Genomic DNA, 16,382 nt, shown 5'->3' on the forward strand with positions numbered 1-16,382 from the left:
ATGCTCCTGAACTGAACTCAAGCTTGGGTAAAGTGTTGGATAAAGAGATTGACCGGGACAATCTCCAGCGCAGCGCTGATGTTCAGCTCCCTGTGTTTTGTGACTGCAACGCTGGAAAAAAGTCCCTTCAGATTTTCATCAGAGGCGGTGAACGGTAATTTGACCCGTGTATCGCCCCACTGCAGCGCATCTATCCTTGGTTCAGCACTGTTTTTTAGCAGATCGGTTTTCAGTAGTTCGGCGCAGCGTATCGGTACGATCACGATGGCGCGTTTGCCTTCCAGCGAGCGAGCAAAAGCCAGCACTCGATGTGCCTGGCTGCCGATCACTTCAAGGGCTTGATACGTCCCTCGCGAAAACAGTTCGGCATGCTCGGCCCGCAGGTTCAGCACCTCGGCGATCAGCGTCTGCTTGATGCGCCCGTCACGCCAGTTCGCCAGCAGTTCGGGCACGTCCGGTGTTGCTTGAAGGGCCCGTTGACGGCTGGCGTAATCCACCGGACGGCGGTTGTCCGGATCCACCAGGCTGAAGTCCCAGAAGTCGTTACCCTGATAGAGATCCGGTATCCCCGGCACGGTCATTCGCAGCAAGGTTTGCGCCAATCCATTGAGGGCGCCGGGTGCGGCGATGGCCTGAACCGCTTGGCCGAGGGCGGCGCGTAACAGCTCACCTTCGGGGGCCAAAAACAGACGCTCGATAAACACCTGCATCGCGTGTTCATAGGCGTCGTTCGGCGCGCTCCAACTGCTTTGCAGCTTGGCTTCGCGCAAGGCTTTTTGTTGCCACTGCCAGAGGCGTTTGGCGTAGTCCTCAAGTGCAGGCTGATCGTCAATCCGCAGGGTCAACGACCAGCTGCCGAGGATCGCCTGGTACAGGATCAACTCATCGCCCGCCGTCGGCATCTGCTCGTCTTCGCGCAGCGGCCGGGCGAGCGTTCTCCAGAGCGAGACTTGCTCGGCGTACCAGGCGCTGCGTTCACTCAGCACGGCTAAACGGGCACGAGTGTCTTCGCCGCGTTTGTGGTCGTGGGTGGCGGTGGCCAGCAGATTGTCCGGGAATTCGGCCAGGCGATTGACGCAAGCGGCATGAAAGTCGGACAGCGGGGCGCTGAACTGTTCGGTGCTGAACCCGACATCATTGCGTGACAGCAGCACCGCCGAGCGATAGAACGCGGTGTCTTCGACCGCTTTGGCGGCGGCCGGTGACGTCAGTTGCTGAAAGCGTACGCAGGCATGCTTGAGGATCTTGCGCTGACGACCTACCGGGCGTTTGCGCCAGGGGGCACCACCGAGCCAGCCGGCCAGGCAATCGAGCACCGGCCAGTCGGCTTCGCTGAGGGTTTGCCGCGCACCGTCCATGGCTTGCTGGAAAAATACATCGTCTTCAGCTGAGCGGCCACGGGGGCTGATGTACGTGCGGTAAACCGGGAAGTGCACGATCAATTCCTGTAACGCCCGGCGGATCGCACCGAGGGTCAGGTCGCGCGTCATCAAGTCGTCCCGGGCCACTTGCAGCAAGGCCTGGGCAACGCTTTCGAAATCACCGGCCAACGAGCCGTTGAGGATTTGCTGGCGTGCCAATTGGGCTTCCTGGCGGAAGTCGGCAGGTCGTTCGCTGAAGCGCTGCCAGAGTTCGCCCAAGGTCTGGGCGCCTTGCGGGTCGTGTTGCAACAGCGACAGCTGGTTCATGAATTCGTAACCGGTGGTGCCGTCCACCGACCAGTCGCGGTGCAGGGTTTCGCCTTCGCCGAGGATCTTCTCGACGTAGATCGGCAGGTGTCGACCCGGTGACAGGCTATCGACCCGGCGTCGAAGTTTGCGGCAGTAGCCACGGGGATCGGCGAGGCCGTCGATGTGGTCGATGCGCAAACCGTCCACCAGCCCTTGCGCCACCAGTTCGAAGATTTTAGCGTGGGTGGCTTCGAACACGGCCGGCCGCTCGACGCGCAAGCCGCCCAGTTCGTTGACATCGAAAAAACGCCGCCAATTGATGTCATCCGCTGCCGTGCGCCAACTCGCCAGCCGGTAACTCTGGCGTTCAAGCAGGGTGTGCAAACGCTGGAAACCATCGGGGGTGAGTGAGTCGTAAGCGCTGAGGTGTTGTTCGATGGCCTGGTGCATCGCCGGATCACAGGCCAGTTCGCGCAATCCGGCTTTCAGCGGCACCGCCAGACTGTGAGCGTCGGTCTGATAACTCAAGGTGGTGAAGCGCTCCGCCAGCGATTTAAGCGGTTCGACATCCATGGGCAGCAATTCGCCAAAATGCATCGGGCAGATCGGGAAGCGGTGATCGTAATGCTGCACGTAAAAGCTGCCGTCCTGCGCATCGAAGCGCAAGGGCAGGGTGCCGTCCTGCAAGGCAATGCCGTAGTCGCTCCCCAGGAATGGCAGCAATAACTGACCTTCCATCAACGGGTCCGGCGAGTGCCATTGAATGTCGAAGAACTCGCCGAACGGGCTCAAACGCCCCCATTCCAGCAAGTCCAGCCACCAGGGGTTATCAGCGCCACCGACGGCCATGTGGTTGGACACGATGTCGAGGATCAACCCCATCCGCTGTTCGCGCAGGGCATGGACCAGACGCCGCAGCGCCGCTTCGCCACCCAGCTCAGGGTTGACGGTGGTCGGGTCCACCACGTCGTAGCCATGCATGGACCCGGCGCGAGCAGCCAGCAGCGGCGAGGCATAGACGTGGCTAATCCCCAGACGGGCGAAATACGGCACTAGTGGCACCGCTTGATCCAGGGTGAAGCCTTTATGAAATTGCAGCCGCAGGGTCGCCCGCGGTGATTGGATAAACGGTGCCGTCATTGGTCACGCTCGCCCGCTTGAAGCCGCGCGCAGGCAAGCAGTTCCAGGCGCCGGGCCGCGTCAGGGTCATCGAGCAGGGCTTCGCTGTCGCCGGGCAGGCGCCGTGACCAGTTGGGGTGGGTGTCGATGGTACCGGGCAGGTTCGCCTGCTGTTCAATGCCCAAGGCATCTTCCAGTGGCAGCAACACCAAGGGCGCGCGGGTATGCCCGAGGAACCGGACGCTGGCGTCGAGCACCTGATCGGTTTCGTAGGACTCCTCACGAAAGTTCTGTGGGTCTTCGCTCAACACCCGACGCAGGCCTTCACGTTCGCGCTCGCGGTGTTGGCGCCATTCGATTTCGCCGCTGGCGTCTGTCAGGCCGAGGCGGGCGTGCCAGTCGATGTCGCGGCCATGCCACCAGCCATTGAGCGTCGGCAAGTCATGGGTGCTGGTGGTCGCCAGCGCGTTATCCGGCCAGTCGAGGATGGGCTTGAAGTGGGCGTTATCCTGTTCAAACAACAACACACGCATACCGAGGATCGAGCGCGCGATGAGTTTTTCCCGCAGGCCGTCAGGCACGGTGCCGAGGTCTTCGCCCAGCACAATGGCTTGATGACGATGGGATTCGAGCGTCAGCAGACGCAGCAAATCGTCGACGGGGTAGTAAAGATAGGCACCATCGCGGGGAGGCGCGCCGTTGGGGATCACCCACAGCCGTTGCAGGCCCATGATGTGGTCGATCCGCAGGCCGCCGGCGTGGGCGAAATTGGCGCGCAGCATTTCGATAAACGCGCGAAACCCGTTGCGCACCAGACCTTCGGGCGAAAACGCGGAAATGCCCCAGCCCTGGCCGGTGCGGTTGAGGATGTCCGGTGGCGCACCCACCGTCAGCGAGGCGAGCAGTTCGTCCTGGCGACTCCAGGCCTGACTACCGCCGCCATCGGCACCGACGGCGAGGTCGGCAATCAGCCCGATGCTCATGCCGGCACTGCGGGCGGCGGCTTGCGCGCGCTCAAGACAACGGGTGATCAGCCACTGGCAGAAGGCGAAGAAGCCGATGCGTGTGGCGTTCTCTTCAGCGAACTCGGCAAGGGCGACGCTGCGCGGGTCGCGCCATTGTTCGGGCCATTCGCGCCAGTCGAGGCTTTCTCCCAGGGTGGCGCGGGCTTCTTGGAGAGCTTCGAAGCGGCAATGATTTTCCAGTGCTTCGCCCGAGGCATGGCGGAAACTGCTGAAGTCTTCATGCAAGGGGTGTTCGCCGTGAATAAAGCCGTCGTACAACGCCTGCAAAATTCGGTGTTTGGCGTGCGCGGCCACGGGCCAGTCAATCAACGGCCGTTCTTCAAGCTGCTGCAGTTCGGCGGCGAGCCCGGTGGCGTCAATCGCCGTGCGCATCGCCCGCTCCCCGAGGATGGCGCCGGGCGCGGCGTAAAGACTGTTGAGAAATAAGCGACTGGAGGGCGAGTAAGGGCTGTAGCGCTGGGTGTCGCTGCCGAACATCGCGTGCAACGGACTGATCGCCAACGCTTCGGCGCCGCGTTCACCGGCCACCCGGGCGAGGTCTTCCAGTGCCTGGGTATCGCCGAAACCGCCATCGCCGGCACGCCGCAGTGAGTACAGCTGCACGCTCAGTCCCCAGGTGCGCGGGATCGGATTGTCCACGGCATCGCCGACGCTATAGCAGCGTTCAGGTGCCACGGCGAGGGTGAAGGATTGCCCATCGATGCTGACATGCTGGTAGCCGACCGGAATCAACCCCGGCAGCACCGCGTGTGCATCGAGCTTCAGGTAGATCCGCGAGCCGTCTTCGAGATGAACGTCGCAGGGCGTTTCGGGTTCAAAGTAGCGCGCCAGATCGAGACCGACACCGACGTCAACCGTCATCAGCGGCGGCAGGCGGTGGGTCTGCTGGGCGGCTTGCAGTTCCAGCAGGCTCGCGTCGATTTCCTGGGCGCTGCCGGCCGGATGCCCCAGGCCCGTGAGCACGGCGCGCAAGACTGACGGGCCGACTTTCTGCGGGCGGCCATTGGCGTCGATCCAATCGACGGCCAGGCCTGCGCGGCTGGCCAGTATTTCAAGTTGCGCATCGCTCATGGGCGCTCTCCATCCGGGGGTAGCAAAGGGGCTGCGGCGGTGAGGCTGACTAACGCACAATACGGGGCAAGTTTGCCCTGGCGTAACAGGCCGGCTGAATGGGGCGGGTGTTCGAACAGTAAGATGGTGTCGACCTCTGGGGTGTGGACCACCGGCGTGTCGCTGAGGTTCAGGTCAATGCGCAGCTCACTGCCATCGCCCAGCCGCCAGCGTGCGCTCACCGCACCGTGCCCCAACACATGGGCGCCCAGTGCCTGGGTACCAGGCAGGCGAGGGATGAGGTGCTGGTGGCGCAGCTGCAACAGGTGGCGATACACATCGTGAATGGCCGGCAGAGCGCTGGCGTTCAGCTTCGGTTGCGACGCTTCAAAGGTCTGGGGCGCATTTGGGTCGGGAATCTGCTCACGCTTGTGCGGATCGGCAAAGGCGCTGAACGCCGCGAACTCGTTGCGTCGACCTTCGCGCACCTGTTCTGCGAGTTCACCGTGGTGGCTGGTGAAAAACAGGAACGGTGCCTGCGCTGCGAATTCGTCTCCCATGAACATCAGCGGGATCATCGGCGACAACAGCAGTAATGCGGTGGCGGCGTAAAGCGCATCAGGGTGGGTCAGTTGATGCAGCCGTTCGCCTAACGCACGGTTGCCGATCTGGTCATGGTTTTGCAGAAACAGCACAAAGGCAGTCGGCGGCAAATGACCACAGGGCTCACCTCGCGGCTTACCGTGGCGGTTGAGTTGGCCCTGAAACACAAAACCCTGGCTCAGGCAGCGAGCGAGTTGTTCGGTGGGCTGCTCGGCGTAATCGGCGTAGTAGGCGTCGGTTTCGCCGGTCAGCAACACGTGCAGGGCGTTGTGACCGTCATCGTTCCACTGCGCATCGAAACCCTGTTCCAGCAGGCTGGCTTCATTGTGTTCGTTTTCCACCATCAGCCACACATGGCGTGTGGGCTCGGTTTGCTGGCGAACACGTTGGGCCAGTTCTTCAAGGAAGTCCGGGCTTTCAATGGCGTGCACCGCGTCCAGGCGCAAACCGTCAAAGCGATACTCCAGTAGCCACATCAACGCGTTGTCGATGAAAAAGTCCCGCACCTCACGCTGCCGGAAGTCGATGGCCGCCCCCCACGGCGTGTGCTTGTCTTCGCGGAAAAAGCCCTTGGCGTAGTGGTGCAGGTAATTGCCATCCGGGCCGAAGTGGTTGTAAACCACGTCGAGAATCACCGCCAGGCCGAGGCCATGGGCGGTGTCAATCAGGTGTTTGAGTTGTTCGGGCGAACCGTAGGATGCCTGGGGTGCGTAAGGGAGGACGCCGTCGTAACCCCAATTGCGCTCACCGGGGAATTGCGCCAAGGGCATCAGTTCAATCGCCGTGATGCCGAGTTCGACGAGGCGCGAAAGATGTTGCTCGACGGCACTGAAACCGCCGAGCACACCGACGTGCAGCTCGTAGATGATCGCCTCGTTCCATGGCCGACCGTGCCAGGTGTTGTGTTGCCATTGATAGGCCAGCGGATCGACCACCACGCTGTGGCTGTCGATATCCCCGGCTTGCGCGCGGGAGGCCGGGTCCGGCACCTCCAGCTCGCCATCGATGTTGTAGCGGTAACGGGTCCCCGCCGGGCAGCGGGTCTTGATCACGAACCAGCCGTCAGCCTGAGGCAGCAACGGCAGGGATTGTCCATTTTCCAGTTCGACACTGACGTAAAACGCATCAGGCGCCCACAAGGCAAAACGCGTGTGCTCTGCGTCCAGCATGATTGCGCCGTGGGGCCAGGTCTCAAGGGTCCGTAACGGCATCGTTGAAAACCTCTTACTGTCGGCCCGATTTACCCAAAGCCTTAGCCACAAGCTGTTCGTAGAGTTCGGCGTAGGGTTCCACCGCCTTGCACCAGTTGAAAGGCGCGGCCATGGCCCGGCACCGCATGGCATGGAGCAGGTCGGGGAAGGCGAACACCTTGAACGCGCGGCTCAGGGCCTCCTGATAACTCTCGACCGTGGATTCATCGAAGAGGAAACCGGTCACGCCGTTTTCAATGGTGTCGGCCAGGCCGCCGGTGTTGCGTGCTACCGGCAACGAGCCGAAGCGCTGGGCGTACATCTGGCTCAGGCCGCAGGGTTCATAACGCGAGGGCATCAGCAGGAAATCGCTGCCGGCGAACATGCGCCGGGCGTCGGTTTCGTTGAAGCCGATGCGCACGCCGATCTGCCCTGGAAAACGCAGGGCCAGTTCACGCATGGCTTGTTCTTCCTCCGGCTCGCCACGGCCGATGATTGCAATCTGGCCTCCGGATTTGACGATGTATTCGGAGACCGCTTCGGTCAGGTCCAGGCCTTTCTGATAGACCAGACGCGAAACCACGGCAAACAACGGACCTTCAGAATCAGCCAGGCCGAACAGTTCGCGTACATGCGCGGCGTTGACGGCTTTGCCGTCCCAATCACCGATGCTGAAGGGACGGAACAGGTGTGTATCAGTCGCTGCGTCCCAGCTTTCATCGATGCCATTGGGGATGCCACTGAGCAGGCCTTGCTGGGTCTTGGCGGCGAGAAAGCCGTCGAGGCCACAGCCGAAGGCCGGCGTAGTGATTTCCTGGGCATAGGTGGCGCTGACGGTGGTGATGTGGCTCGAATAGGCCATGCCGGCCTTGAGGAACGACATCTTGCCGTAGAACTCCATGCCTTCCTGTTGCAGGGCGTGCGCGGGAATCCCCAGCTCGGGGCACGAGCCGAGGCTGGTCACGCCCTGGTAGGCCAGGTTGTGGATGGTGAACAGGGTCGGGGTGCGCTGCCCACGCCAGTGCATGTAGGCCGGCGCCAGGCCCGCCGGCCAGTCATGGGCGTGCACCAGATCCGGGCACCAGTGAATTTGTGCGAGATTGGCGGCGATATCCGCAGCAGCGAGGCCCAGGCGGGCGAAACGAATGTGGTTGTCTGGCCAGTCGCGGCCATTGTTGGCGCCGTAAGGCGAACCTTCTCGCTCGTAGAGCTCAGGGCAGATCAACACATAGATGACCAGACCGTCCGGCATGTCCATGCGCCCGATCTTGCAGGCTGGCAGTGCGGCGTGCCCACCCAGTTCACCAATGATGTGGATCGGGTTTTCGCTGTGCAGCACTTGCGGGTAGCCGGGGATGAGGACCCGCACATCGTGCAGGTGCGACATGGCGCGTGGCAGTGCGGCGGAAACGTCGCCCAGACCGCCGGTCTTAACCAGATCGGCAATCTCGGAGGTGACAAACAACACTTTCTTTCTGTTCGGATTCTGACTGGCAGCCGGTGTCAGCGTCTTGGTGCCAGGGACGCTGATTGATTGCGCGCTCGGTGCATTGACGACGCTCGATTCGCCGACCTGCTGCTGAGCACGTTCACCCTGAATATCTAAAGCCGCACTTGTCATATGAATCTCCCGTGGTGTTGATCTAATTCTTAGGTCTGGCACAAACGGTGTGGCCAAATCCTGTGGCCGTGCGCAAACGCGCACGCATCGGTAGCAAATGCTGCCCAATGCGGTGAAGCAGATGGGTGGAGGGGCCGTTGCAAGGAATGCACCAGTCGCGTTGGCCCTACCTTTACCCTGACCCATGGCCAAGACTGAAAGTTTCGAGTTTTTTACAACCAGATGACCGACCGGTTTTACCTCGCGAAAATGAGTCTAGGCCAGATCCTAGAGCGGGGCGGGTCATCTGGTGAAATTGTTCGACAATCAGTTTTCAGAGGGTAAAAGAACCGCGTGACGAAGGGGTGACCGCACCGACGAAGTGCAGGTTTATTTTTGGAGGTGGGTCAAAACAGGACTGGCAAGTCACAAAAGTGGGCGGGTTGGGCGGTGGGGTTGCACTGTTGCGGTGCGTTAGATTCAGTTTGTTGGGTGTGCTTGATGGCCCCTTCGCTGGCAAGTCGAATCGTCGCACCGCAGCTCCTACAGGGTTCGCGCATACCCTGTAGGAGCTGGCTTGCCAGCGAAGAATTTGACTCGGTCCTAAGTGAAAACCCGAATTGGTTTCCCCGCCGACCACGCCTGAATATCTTCGATCCTCCGCGAAAAGAACAACTGGTAGTTCTCCCGGCTCACATGCCCGACATGGGGCGTCGCCAGCACGTTTTTCAGATCCTCCCACCGTTCAAGGGCTTGACCACTTGTCGCTACTGTCAGATTTGACAGTAGCCAGCCCACTGCCAATCCGTGTGTGATCGCTCCAATTGTTGCGCCGAAACCAGGCCAGCCACGTCCGATGCAGGAGCGTTTTCATGACTGTTGAATTCAGCCAGCCACCCGTTGACATTTCGTCCGATAACACCGTGCTGGCACTGTTTCCGCCCGAGGTGCTCGGCAGCACAAAACCAGTGGTAGGCGCGCACTGTGGTGCCCCCATCCATGTGGTAGACCTGCCGCCCATGGGTGCCCAGGTATTGGTGGCTGCGTACCTGAGTCAGGCGCCGAACGATACCGTCCAGCTCAACTTGAATGGACAACCCAACATTGCCAGCGCACAGACTGAAACCGAGTCTTCCGACACACGGATAAATCTTCCGAAACTCCACCTGAAGCCGGACATCGTCAACCGTATGACGTACACCGTGATTCGTAACAGTCAAAACCAAGGCTCCTCCGAACCACCGCTGGAAATCCTGTATAACGACATCCGGCCGGGCAATCAGGACACGACACCGGGGCCACCGCATGATCATTCCCGACTGGAATTGCTCCTGCCCGACGCGATCAAAAACGGCGTCGGCCCAGACTTCCCCGTCGCCGGCGTTCAGGTATGCGTGCGCTACCCGTATTGCCGGGCTCACGACCTCATTCGACTGAACTGCAACGGTTATGACGTCTTGCATACCGTGACCCCAAGTCAAGCACCGGCGCAAGGTTCGGACACCCCGGTGACGGTGTGCTTCACCGTGACACGCGCAGACCTGGAGGCTGCCAAAGACCATCCTCAATTTGTGTTTTCGTTCACCGTTACCGACCAAATCGGGAATGGCCCTGATACAGACGCGCCATGGTCAGCCGCACACATCGTCGATGTGGACCTGGCCGGCCAGCGCTTCGCGATGCCGATTCTGCTGGAAAATCTCGACGACTATCCCGGTGACGATTCAACCCTCATCGAACTGGAAAAACTGGGCAGCAAGCCGTTGTCGGTGTTCGTCAAGACCGAGGACAGCCGCATCAGTATCGGCGACCGAATCGTGGCGGTGTATACCGCGAAGTTATCCGGGCAATCCGACATCGTGGTGACGGTGAGCGGCGTGGTTGAGGGTAAGCTTGGCCAGAAAATGCCTTGTGTGCTGGAAGTGCCGAATGACAAGCTCATCTCCGGCTACAGCGTCACAGTGGTATATGAAGTGTTCAGAGGCGAAACACCGCTTGGCCAATCGCGAGTGGCCACGGCGAGGGTGGTGGGTGAAAGTACGATTGAATTGACCCCGCCCACCTTGCCATCCGCTCCCAACCCCTTCGACCCACTGAACTACCCCCAAGGCGTGAGCGTGCGTGTCGACTATGCAGCGGCTGTGCCCGGTGACAAGGCGCGACTGTTTTTGCTGAATCCGTTGCCGGACTCGCCCGCGTTTGTCGATCAACCGCTGGATCAGAAAGTTGCCCTGTTCACCCTCGATGCCACTTTCCTCGGGTTGTGGCACGGCAAGGTGCCGCAGTTGGCCTGGAAGTTGATTAAGGGCGATCAGCCGGTGGCCGAATCGGCGCCACTGGTTCTGACCGTGAACCGGATTGCGAATGACGATCCGCGGTTGAGTAAGCCGACGATTGACGGCGCAACAGGGGATGGCGAGCTGGATGTGGCGCAGATGCAGGGCTCGGCTCAATTGAGGGTGGCCGCGTGGTTACTTCAGGTGTTGAACCACTGCATCTGGTTGCGTTATGACGGTTTCGACAAGCAGGGCGACGCGACGGGAAAGGTGTTTTGGGCGGGCGCGCCGCATGCCTCCACGTCGGGGCTGACCACGGCAGCGGACATTGCGTGGCTAAAAACGCTCAAGGACGGTTCGAGGTTGACCATTACCTTTGGTGTGAGCTTCGAGAAGAAGGCTGACGCTGCCACGATGGTCAGGTTTCCGGTGCAGGTTTATACCGTTCGTGCGGTGCAGGTTGGCAATCCTGCCTTCACCAACCCGCCTTACGTTATTGATCCGGCAGGTCAGGTTAAGGACATCGTGCTGCGCCTCACCAATGACAACGGTCAGCCAGTGGTGAATGGCAAACTTACGCTGACCCTTCCGAACGGATTTACCTTCGCTGATGGTGGTAGCGGTGCGCGTGAGTTCACTACGGCTTCGGATGGCACGGTGACGGTCAGTGGCGTGAAGGGGCACAGTACTCCCGGGATCTACGACTTGATCGTATCCAGCGGGGAGCTGTCCGATAAGGCGATAGTGACTGTTCTCGGGGTGGTTCAGCAGATTTCAGTGGACCCATGGCTGTCCGAAATGGTCCTGAATCAAGACGGCTCACGCGCCTATGCATGCCATAACGAATCTCAAAGCACGATTACGGTCATTGATACGATTAATCAGAAGGTCATCAAAGTTATTCGGGGGGGAGGGAGATGGGCACTCGCTATCGCCATCAGTCGTGACGAGAAGCGCCTTGTTACTGCCGATTACACTGGCGGGACGATCTCGTTCTATGATCCCGTGAGCCAAGCGTTCCTCCGGACGATTGGAACCCCAGGAAATGGCTCGGGCGGTGATGTTGCCCTCAGCCCGGATGGCTCCCGCGCCTACTTCTCCTTTGGTGCGAGCACTACAACAGGCAACGGCGTTCTGATCGTGAATACCGTCACTCAGACGGTGATCAAGGCGGTGCCCCTCGGGCAAAGCGATCAGCCACTGAGCATTGCTCTCACCCCGGACGGTACGCGGGCACTTGTCGGTCCTGTCAATGGTGGTCTAGCGGTCTTCAATACAGTTAGCGAGACAGTCATCAAGACTCTTCCTGTCAGGATTGGTGGGGGCAGAATTGTCGTCAGTGCGGATGGCACTCGCGCAGTTGCCTGTGAGGAAAAATTTGGGGTGGCGGTCATTGACGCGGTGAGCTGGACGGTGATCGGAACCGTTCCTATTGGAACCATTCCTCTTCAGCGCTATTTCAGACATCTTGCTATAAGCCCCGACGGCACTCGCGTTTATGTAACCCATGCCAAAACGATCGTTGTCGTTAATATCGCAAGCCTGAGAGTGGAGAAAACGATACAGGTCGACGGTGATACGGGAGCAATCGCCATCAGCCCTGACGGTACTCTGGCCTATGTCAGTAATACGAGTCGAAACACGGTCATGGTCATGGCCATCGGATAAGCGAATGGTGATGTTAAGGGGACGAGGAAACGGGGAAGCATTTTTGCCTGCCCGATTTTTTGTCCCATGTAACTAAATGAGCAGTTAAACGGAGATGTTTAAAAAACATCTCCAGACACTCTCTCAGGCTACACATCCTTGCGTCGTTGCCTACGACTGCGCCAGAATCCGCCGGCTTGTGCGCCTAAGGGCCGGGCTCTATTGTTTCCCGGTCGCTGACAATTCAGCGATCGGGTTTAGCGACCCGAACCTTTGTAGGCGCAACAGCGCTCCAAACTCTCTTGCAGACTGTTCATGTTTGCGATAGTTGTCATGGCGGCTGTGCGCGGGAGATCTTCGGATCTGCCGGGCGCCTACACCCGGTTCGCTAACCTGCGTGCAGCCGCCACCCTCACTTGTTTAGCGACAGGTCTTGGTGGCTCCATTTTTTGTAGGAGTTTCACTATGTTCAAGATCACACCCAACCCGCCCGAAACCGACGACGTTTCCCCGTACGAATCCACCGATCCCAAAAAACTCAACACCGCCGCCGACCGCGCCCTCGATTACTACCTCAAACCGGTCATCCCCAAAGACACCCCGCGCAAACCCAGCACCATCTACTTCGTCGGGCCAGACACTGATAACGAAACCCTGCTGGTCAACGCCTGTGAAACGTTGGCGTCAGCGAGTGTGATGTTGAGCGATTTCGCTGGGCAACTGAATGGCCCACAGCGCCACACCCTGCTGGGGATTCAACACTCTGTCATGTTGGGTGAGCTGGCGGTGAACCGGATGCTGGATAACGTCGATCCGCAGTCCTGACGAAGTACTTGTGGCGAGGGCGCTTGCTCCCGCTGCGTAGCGGCCCCCAACACTGACAACGCATTCCTTCAGGCACGCCGAGTTCAATGGTTTTGGGGTTGCTTCGCAACCCAGCGGGACGGTGCGGCGTTCCGACAGGCCCCCTCGCCACAGTTGTGGTTGTGGCGGCTGGTTGAGTTGCAGTTGCGTTTGACCGCTGAGTTTGTGGTGTTTGGTCGGGCCTCTTCGCTGGCAAGCCAGCTCCTACCGGGTTCGCGTATACCCTGTAGGAGCTGGCTTGCCAGCGAAGAACGATAACTCGGTATCAGGTGAACAACCGAATCGGCTTACCCGCCGACCACGCTTGAATATCCTCGATCATCTGCGAGAAGAACATCTGATAGTTCTGCCGACTCACATACCCGACATGCGGCGTCGCCAACACATTCTCCAGGGTCCTGAACGGATGATGTTCAGGCAATGGCTCCACTTCAAACACATCCAGGGCCGCCCCGGCCAAGCGATTCTTCTGCAACGCCTTGACCAGCGCCGCCTCATCCACAATCGGCCCACGGGCGGTATTGACCAGCAGCGCCGTGGGTTTCATCCAGTCCAGCGCCTGGGCGTCGACCAGGCCACGGCTGCGCTCACTGAGCACAAGATGCACCGACAGCACGTCGGCCTGTTCAAACAATTCCTGCTTGCTGACATAGGTCACGCCGACTTCGGCAGCCGCGTCGCTGGTCAGGTTTTCGCTCCAGGCAATCACCCGCATGCCGAACACTTGCCCGAACTGAGCGACGCGCTTGCCGATGCTGCCCAACCCGAGGATCGCCAGGGTTTTGCCGTGTAAATCCCCGCCGAGTCCTTGCTGCCATAGACCGGCGCGCAAGGCGTTGGCTTCGGCCACGAGGTTGCGGGTGGCGGCCATGATCAGCGCCCAGGTCAGTTCCGGCGCGGCGTGTTTGTAGCTGTCGGTGCCGCAGACTTGAATGCCCAAAGTAGCGGCCGCTTTGAAGTCCAGCGCAGCGTTGCGCATGCCGCCGGTGACCAGCAGCTTGAGTTTTGGCAACCGGCGCAACAGGTCCTCATCGAACCAGGTGCGTTCGCGCATCACGCAGATCACCTCATAGGAGCCCAGACGCTCGGCCAGGGTTTCGTTGTCGGCCGGGTAGTCGTGAACAAAACTGACCTCGCCAACGCTGTCCAGCACTGACCAGTCCACCACGTCGCGCGCGACATCCTGCCAGTCATCGATTACCGCAATCTGCACCGCCATCAGCGTTACCTCATCAATGAACCGGGTTGGTTTTGTTCAGCCAGTCAAGCAAGGCCTTGTGGAATTGCGCCGGTTCTTCCATCTGCGGCGCATGGCCCATGCCGGGGAATTCGACCAGGGTCGACTGCGGAATCAGTTGGGCCACTTGCTTGCCGAGCACGTCGTAATGACCGAGCTTCGCCTTGACCTCGGGCGAGGCAATGTCACTGCCGATCGCCGTGGTATCAGACGTTCCGATCAGCAACAGCGTCGGCATCTTCAGGTCTTTGAATTCGTAGTACACCGGTTGGGTGAAAATCATGTCGTAAATAAGCGCCGAGTTCCACGCGACTTGCGTATGCCCCGGGCCTTTGTTCAGGCCTGCGAGCATGTCGACCCAACGCTCGAATTCCGGCTTCCAGCGGCCACCGTAATAGGTGTTGCGTTCATAGGTGCGGATGCCATCGGCGCTGAGCTTCAGTTCGCGCTCGTACCATTGATCGACGGTGCGGTAGGGCACGCCGAGGGCTTTCCAGTCTTCCAGGCCAATGGGATTGACCAGCGCCAGTTGTTCGACTTGCTCGGGGTATTGCAACGCGTACCGGGTGGCGAGCATGCCGCCGGTGGAGTGACCGAGGAGGCTGGCTTTTTGAATGCCCAGGGCCTTGAGCAGTTGTTGGGTGTTGGTCGCCAGTTGCTGGAAGCTGTACTGATAGTGGTCGGGTTTGCTGGAGGTGCAAAAACCGATCTGGTCCGGGGCGATGACCCGGTAGCCGGCTTCGCTGAGGGCTTTGATCGAACTGTCCCAGGTCGCGCCGCAGAAGTTTTTGCCATGCATCAGCACGACACTGCGACCGTTGGCCTTGCCATGGGCGGCGACGTCCATGTAACCCATTTGCAAGGATTTACCCTGGGACTCAAAGGCAAAGTGCTTGACGGTGTAGGGGTATTCGAAGCCCTGCAGTTCAGGGCCATATTCCGGCCCTTCGGCGTGGGCGAGGACGGGCAGCGCGGCGGACAGTAACAGGCTGGGCAGCCATCGGGAGAGGGCAAGGGGCATGGGTGAACTCCATAGGAAACCGGCCGATGCTGGATCGGCCTGATTAGGGCGAGATTAAACACAGGCAATCGCCGTGCTTGATCGTTCAACCCATCCAGCCCAGCGTGGCCAATGCCAGCACGCCGTAACGGGCGGCCTTGGCCAAAGTCACGATTAACAAGAATCGCCCCAAGGGTTCGCGCATGACGCCGGCCACCAGCGTCAGCGGGTCACCGATGACTGGCACCCAACTCAGTAGTAAAGACCAATGGCCGTAGCGCTGATAATGCTTTCGCGCTTTTTCCAGATGACTTGGGCTGACCGGGAACCAGCGCCGCTCCCGAAACCGTTCGATACCGCGTCCCAGCCACCAGTTCACCAACGAACCGAGCACGTTGCCCAGCGTGGCGACGGCCAATAGCGACCAGACCCAGTATTTGTCGCTGAGCAACAACCCCACCAGCACCGCTTCGGACTGCAACGGCAGCAGCGTCGCCGCACCGAACGCGGCGAAAAACAGCCCGAAGTAAGCACCTGACATCAATGGGCGGGGTAGTCCGCCACCACGACATCAGTGCCGTCCTTTTTCAGGCCGATCACTTGGTAGGCATCGCTCATGCCGTCCATTTCCATCCCGGGGGAGCCCATGGGCATGCCCGGCGCGGCAACGCCCAGCAGGTCGTCACGTTTGCTCAGGGCCAGCACCTGGTCTGCCGGGACATGGCCTTCGACAAACTTGCCGTTGATCAGAGCGGTATGGCACGAAGCCAGACGCGGCGGCACACCGTGTTGTTGCTTGAATTCGCTCATGTTGGTTTCGACATGGTCTTCAACCTTGAAGCCGTTGGCTTCAAGGTGGCTGATCCATTTTTTGCAGCAGCCACAGTTGGCGTCGCGGTGGACTTCGATGGGGATCAGGTCGGCGGCCTGGGCCAGGGAGGAAATGAGAAGGGCGCTCAGGGCGGCCAGACGCAGATGGGTTCGCATGGGGGATCTCGACTCGGGTGGCGGTCAAAAACGGGCATTTTGACCAGTTTAGCCAACAAAAAGCGGCGAGATTGTTTCGAAGTGATACATAAGCAATGCGGACCCATGTGGGAG

10 protein-coding genes and 1 pseudogene are annotated in these 16,382 nt (G+C 60.1%); 2 read left to right on the top strand and 9 right to left on the bottom strand.

Annotation, left to right across the window (positions count from 1 at the left end; all coding sequences use genetic code 11):
• Positions 1-17 precede the first annotated feature (17 nt).
• From AC1DWM_RS01125 to AC1DWM_RS01145, 5 genes and pseudogenes are all read right to left on the bottom strand, one after another.
• The gene (locus AC1DWM_RS01125; RefSeq protein WP_223520650.1) at positions 18-2,810 is read right to left on the bottom strand and encodes a malto-oligosyltrehalose synthase; all 2,793 of its coding nucleotides are present in this window, start codon (positions 2,808-2,810) and stop codon (positions 18-20) included.
• Positions 2,807-4,885 (bottom strand): 4-alpha-glucanotransferase, encoded by a 2,079-nt coding sequence (gene malQ, locus AC1DWM_RS01130; RefSeq protein ID WP_223520647.1) that lies wholly within the window; start codon positions 4,883-4,885, stop codon positions 2,807-2,809. The genes AC1DWM_RS01125 and malQ overlap by 4 nt, the downstream gene beginning before the upstream one ends.
• Entirely contained in the window at positions 4,882-6,678 is a 1,797-nt protein-coding gene (treZ, locus tag AC1DWM_RS01135) for a malto-oligosyltrehalose trehalohydrolase (RefSeq protein WP_477794456.1), read from the bottom strand. Before treZ ends, malQ begins: the two co-directional genes overlap by 4 nt.
• A 13-nt stretch (positions 6,679-6,691) precedes the next feature.
• Positions 6,692-8,278, bottom strand: a complete 1,587-nt coding sequence (glgA, locus tag AC1DWM_RS01140; protein ID WP_477794457.1) for a glycogen synthase GlgA — start codon at positions 8,276-8,278, stop codon at positions 6,692-6,694.
• Positions 8,279-8,860: 582 nt separating this feature from the next.
• A pseudogene (locus AC1DWM_RS01145) lies at positions 8,861-8,989 on the bottom strand (D-2-hydroxyacid dehydrogenase family protein); the annotation flags it as partial.
• 140 nt (positions 8,990-9,129) lie between these two features.
• Here AC1DWM_RS01145 and AC1DWM_RS01150 point away from each other — a divergent pair.
• Both AC1DWM_RS01150 and AC1DWM_RS01155 read left to right on the top strand, forming a co-directional pair.
• Positions 9,130-12,201: a WD40 repeat domain-containing protein gene (locus tag AC1DWM_RS01150; protein ID WP_477794458.1), complete on the top strand. Its 3,072-nt coding sequence runs from the start codon at positions 9,130-9,132 to the stop codon at positions 12,199-12,201.
• A 444-nt stretch (positions 12,202-12,645) separates the two neighbouring features.
• Complete coding sequence (locus AC1DWM_RS01155; protein WP_477794459.1) at positions 12,646-13,005, top strand: DUF6124 family protein; 360 nt, start codon at positions 12,646-12,648, stop codon at positions 13,003-13,005.
• Positions 13,006-13,309: 304 nt separating this feature from the next.
• Here AC1DWM_RS01155 and AC1DWM_RS01160 read toward each other — a convergent pair whose 3' ends face one another.
• From AC1DWM_RS01160 to AC1DWM_RS01175, 4 genes are all read right to left on the bottom strand, one after another.
• Positions 13,310-14,263, bottom strand: a complete 954-nt coding sequence (locus AC1DWM_RS01160; RefSeq protein WP_477794460.1) for a D-2-hydroxyacid dehydrogenase family protein — start codon at positions 14,261-14,263, stop codon at positions 13,310-13,312.
• Between the two features lie 13 nt (positions 14,264-14,276).
• Complete coding sequence (locus tag AC1DWM_RS01165; protein WP_223520639.1) at positions 14,277-15,302, bottom strand: alpha/beta fold hydrolase; 1,026 nt, start codon at positions 15,300-15,302, stop codon at positions 14,277-14,279.
• Between the two features lie 85 nt (positions 15,303-15,387).
• Positions 15,388-15,822, bottom strand: coding sequence for a YqaA family protein (locus tag AC1DWM_RS01170; RefSeq protein ID WP_223520637.1), 435 nt, complete (start codon positions 15,820-15,822; stop codon positions 15,388-15,390).
• Entirely contained in the window at positions 15,822-16,268 is a 447-nt protein-coding gene (locus AC1DWM_RS01175) for a DUF411 domain-containing protein (RefSeq protein WP_046032207.1), read from the bottom strand. Before AC1DWM_RS01175 ends, AC1DWM_RS01170 begins: the two co-directional genes overlap by 1 nt.
• Positions 16,269-16,382 lie beyond the last annotated feature (114 nt).

The organism is Pseudomonas sp. P4_C8 (genome assembly GCF_056401975.1).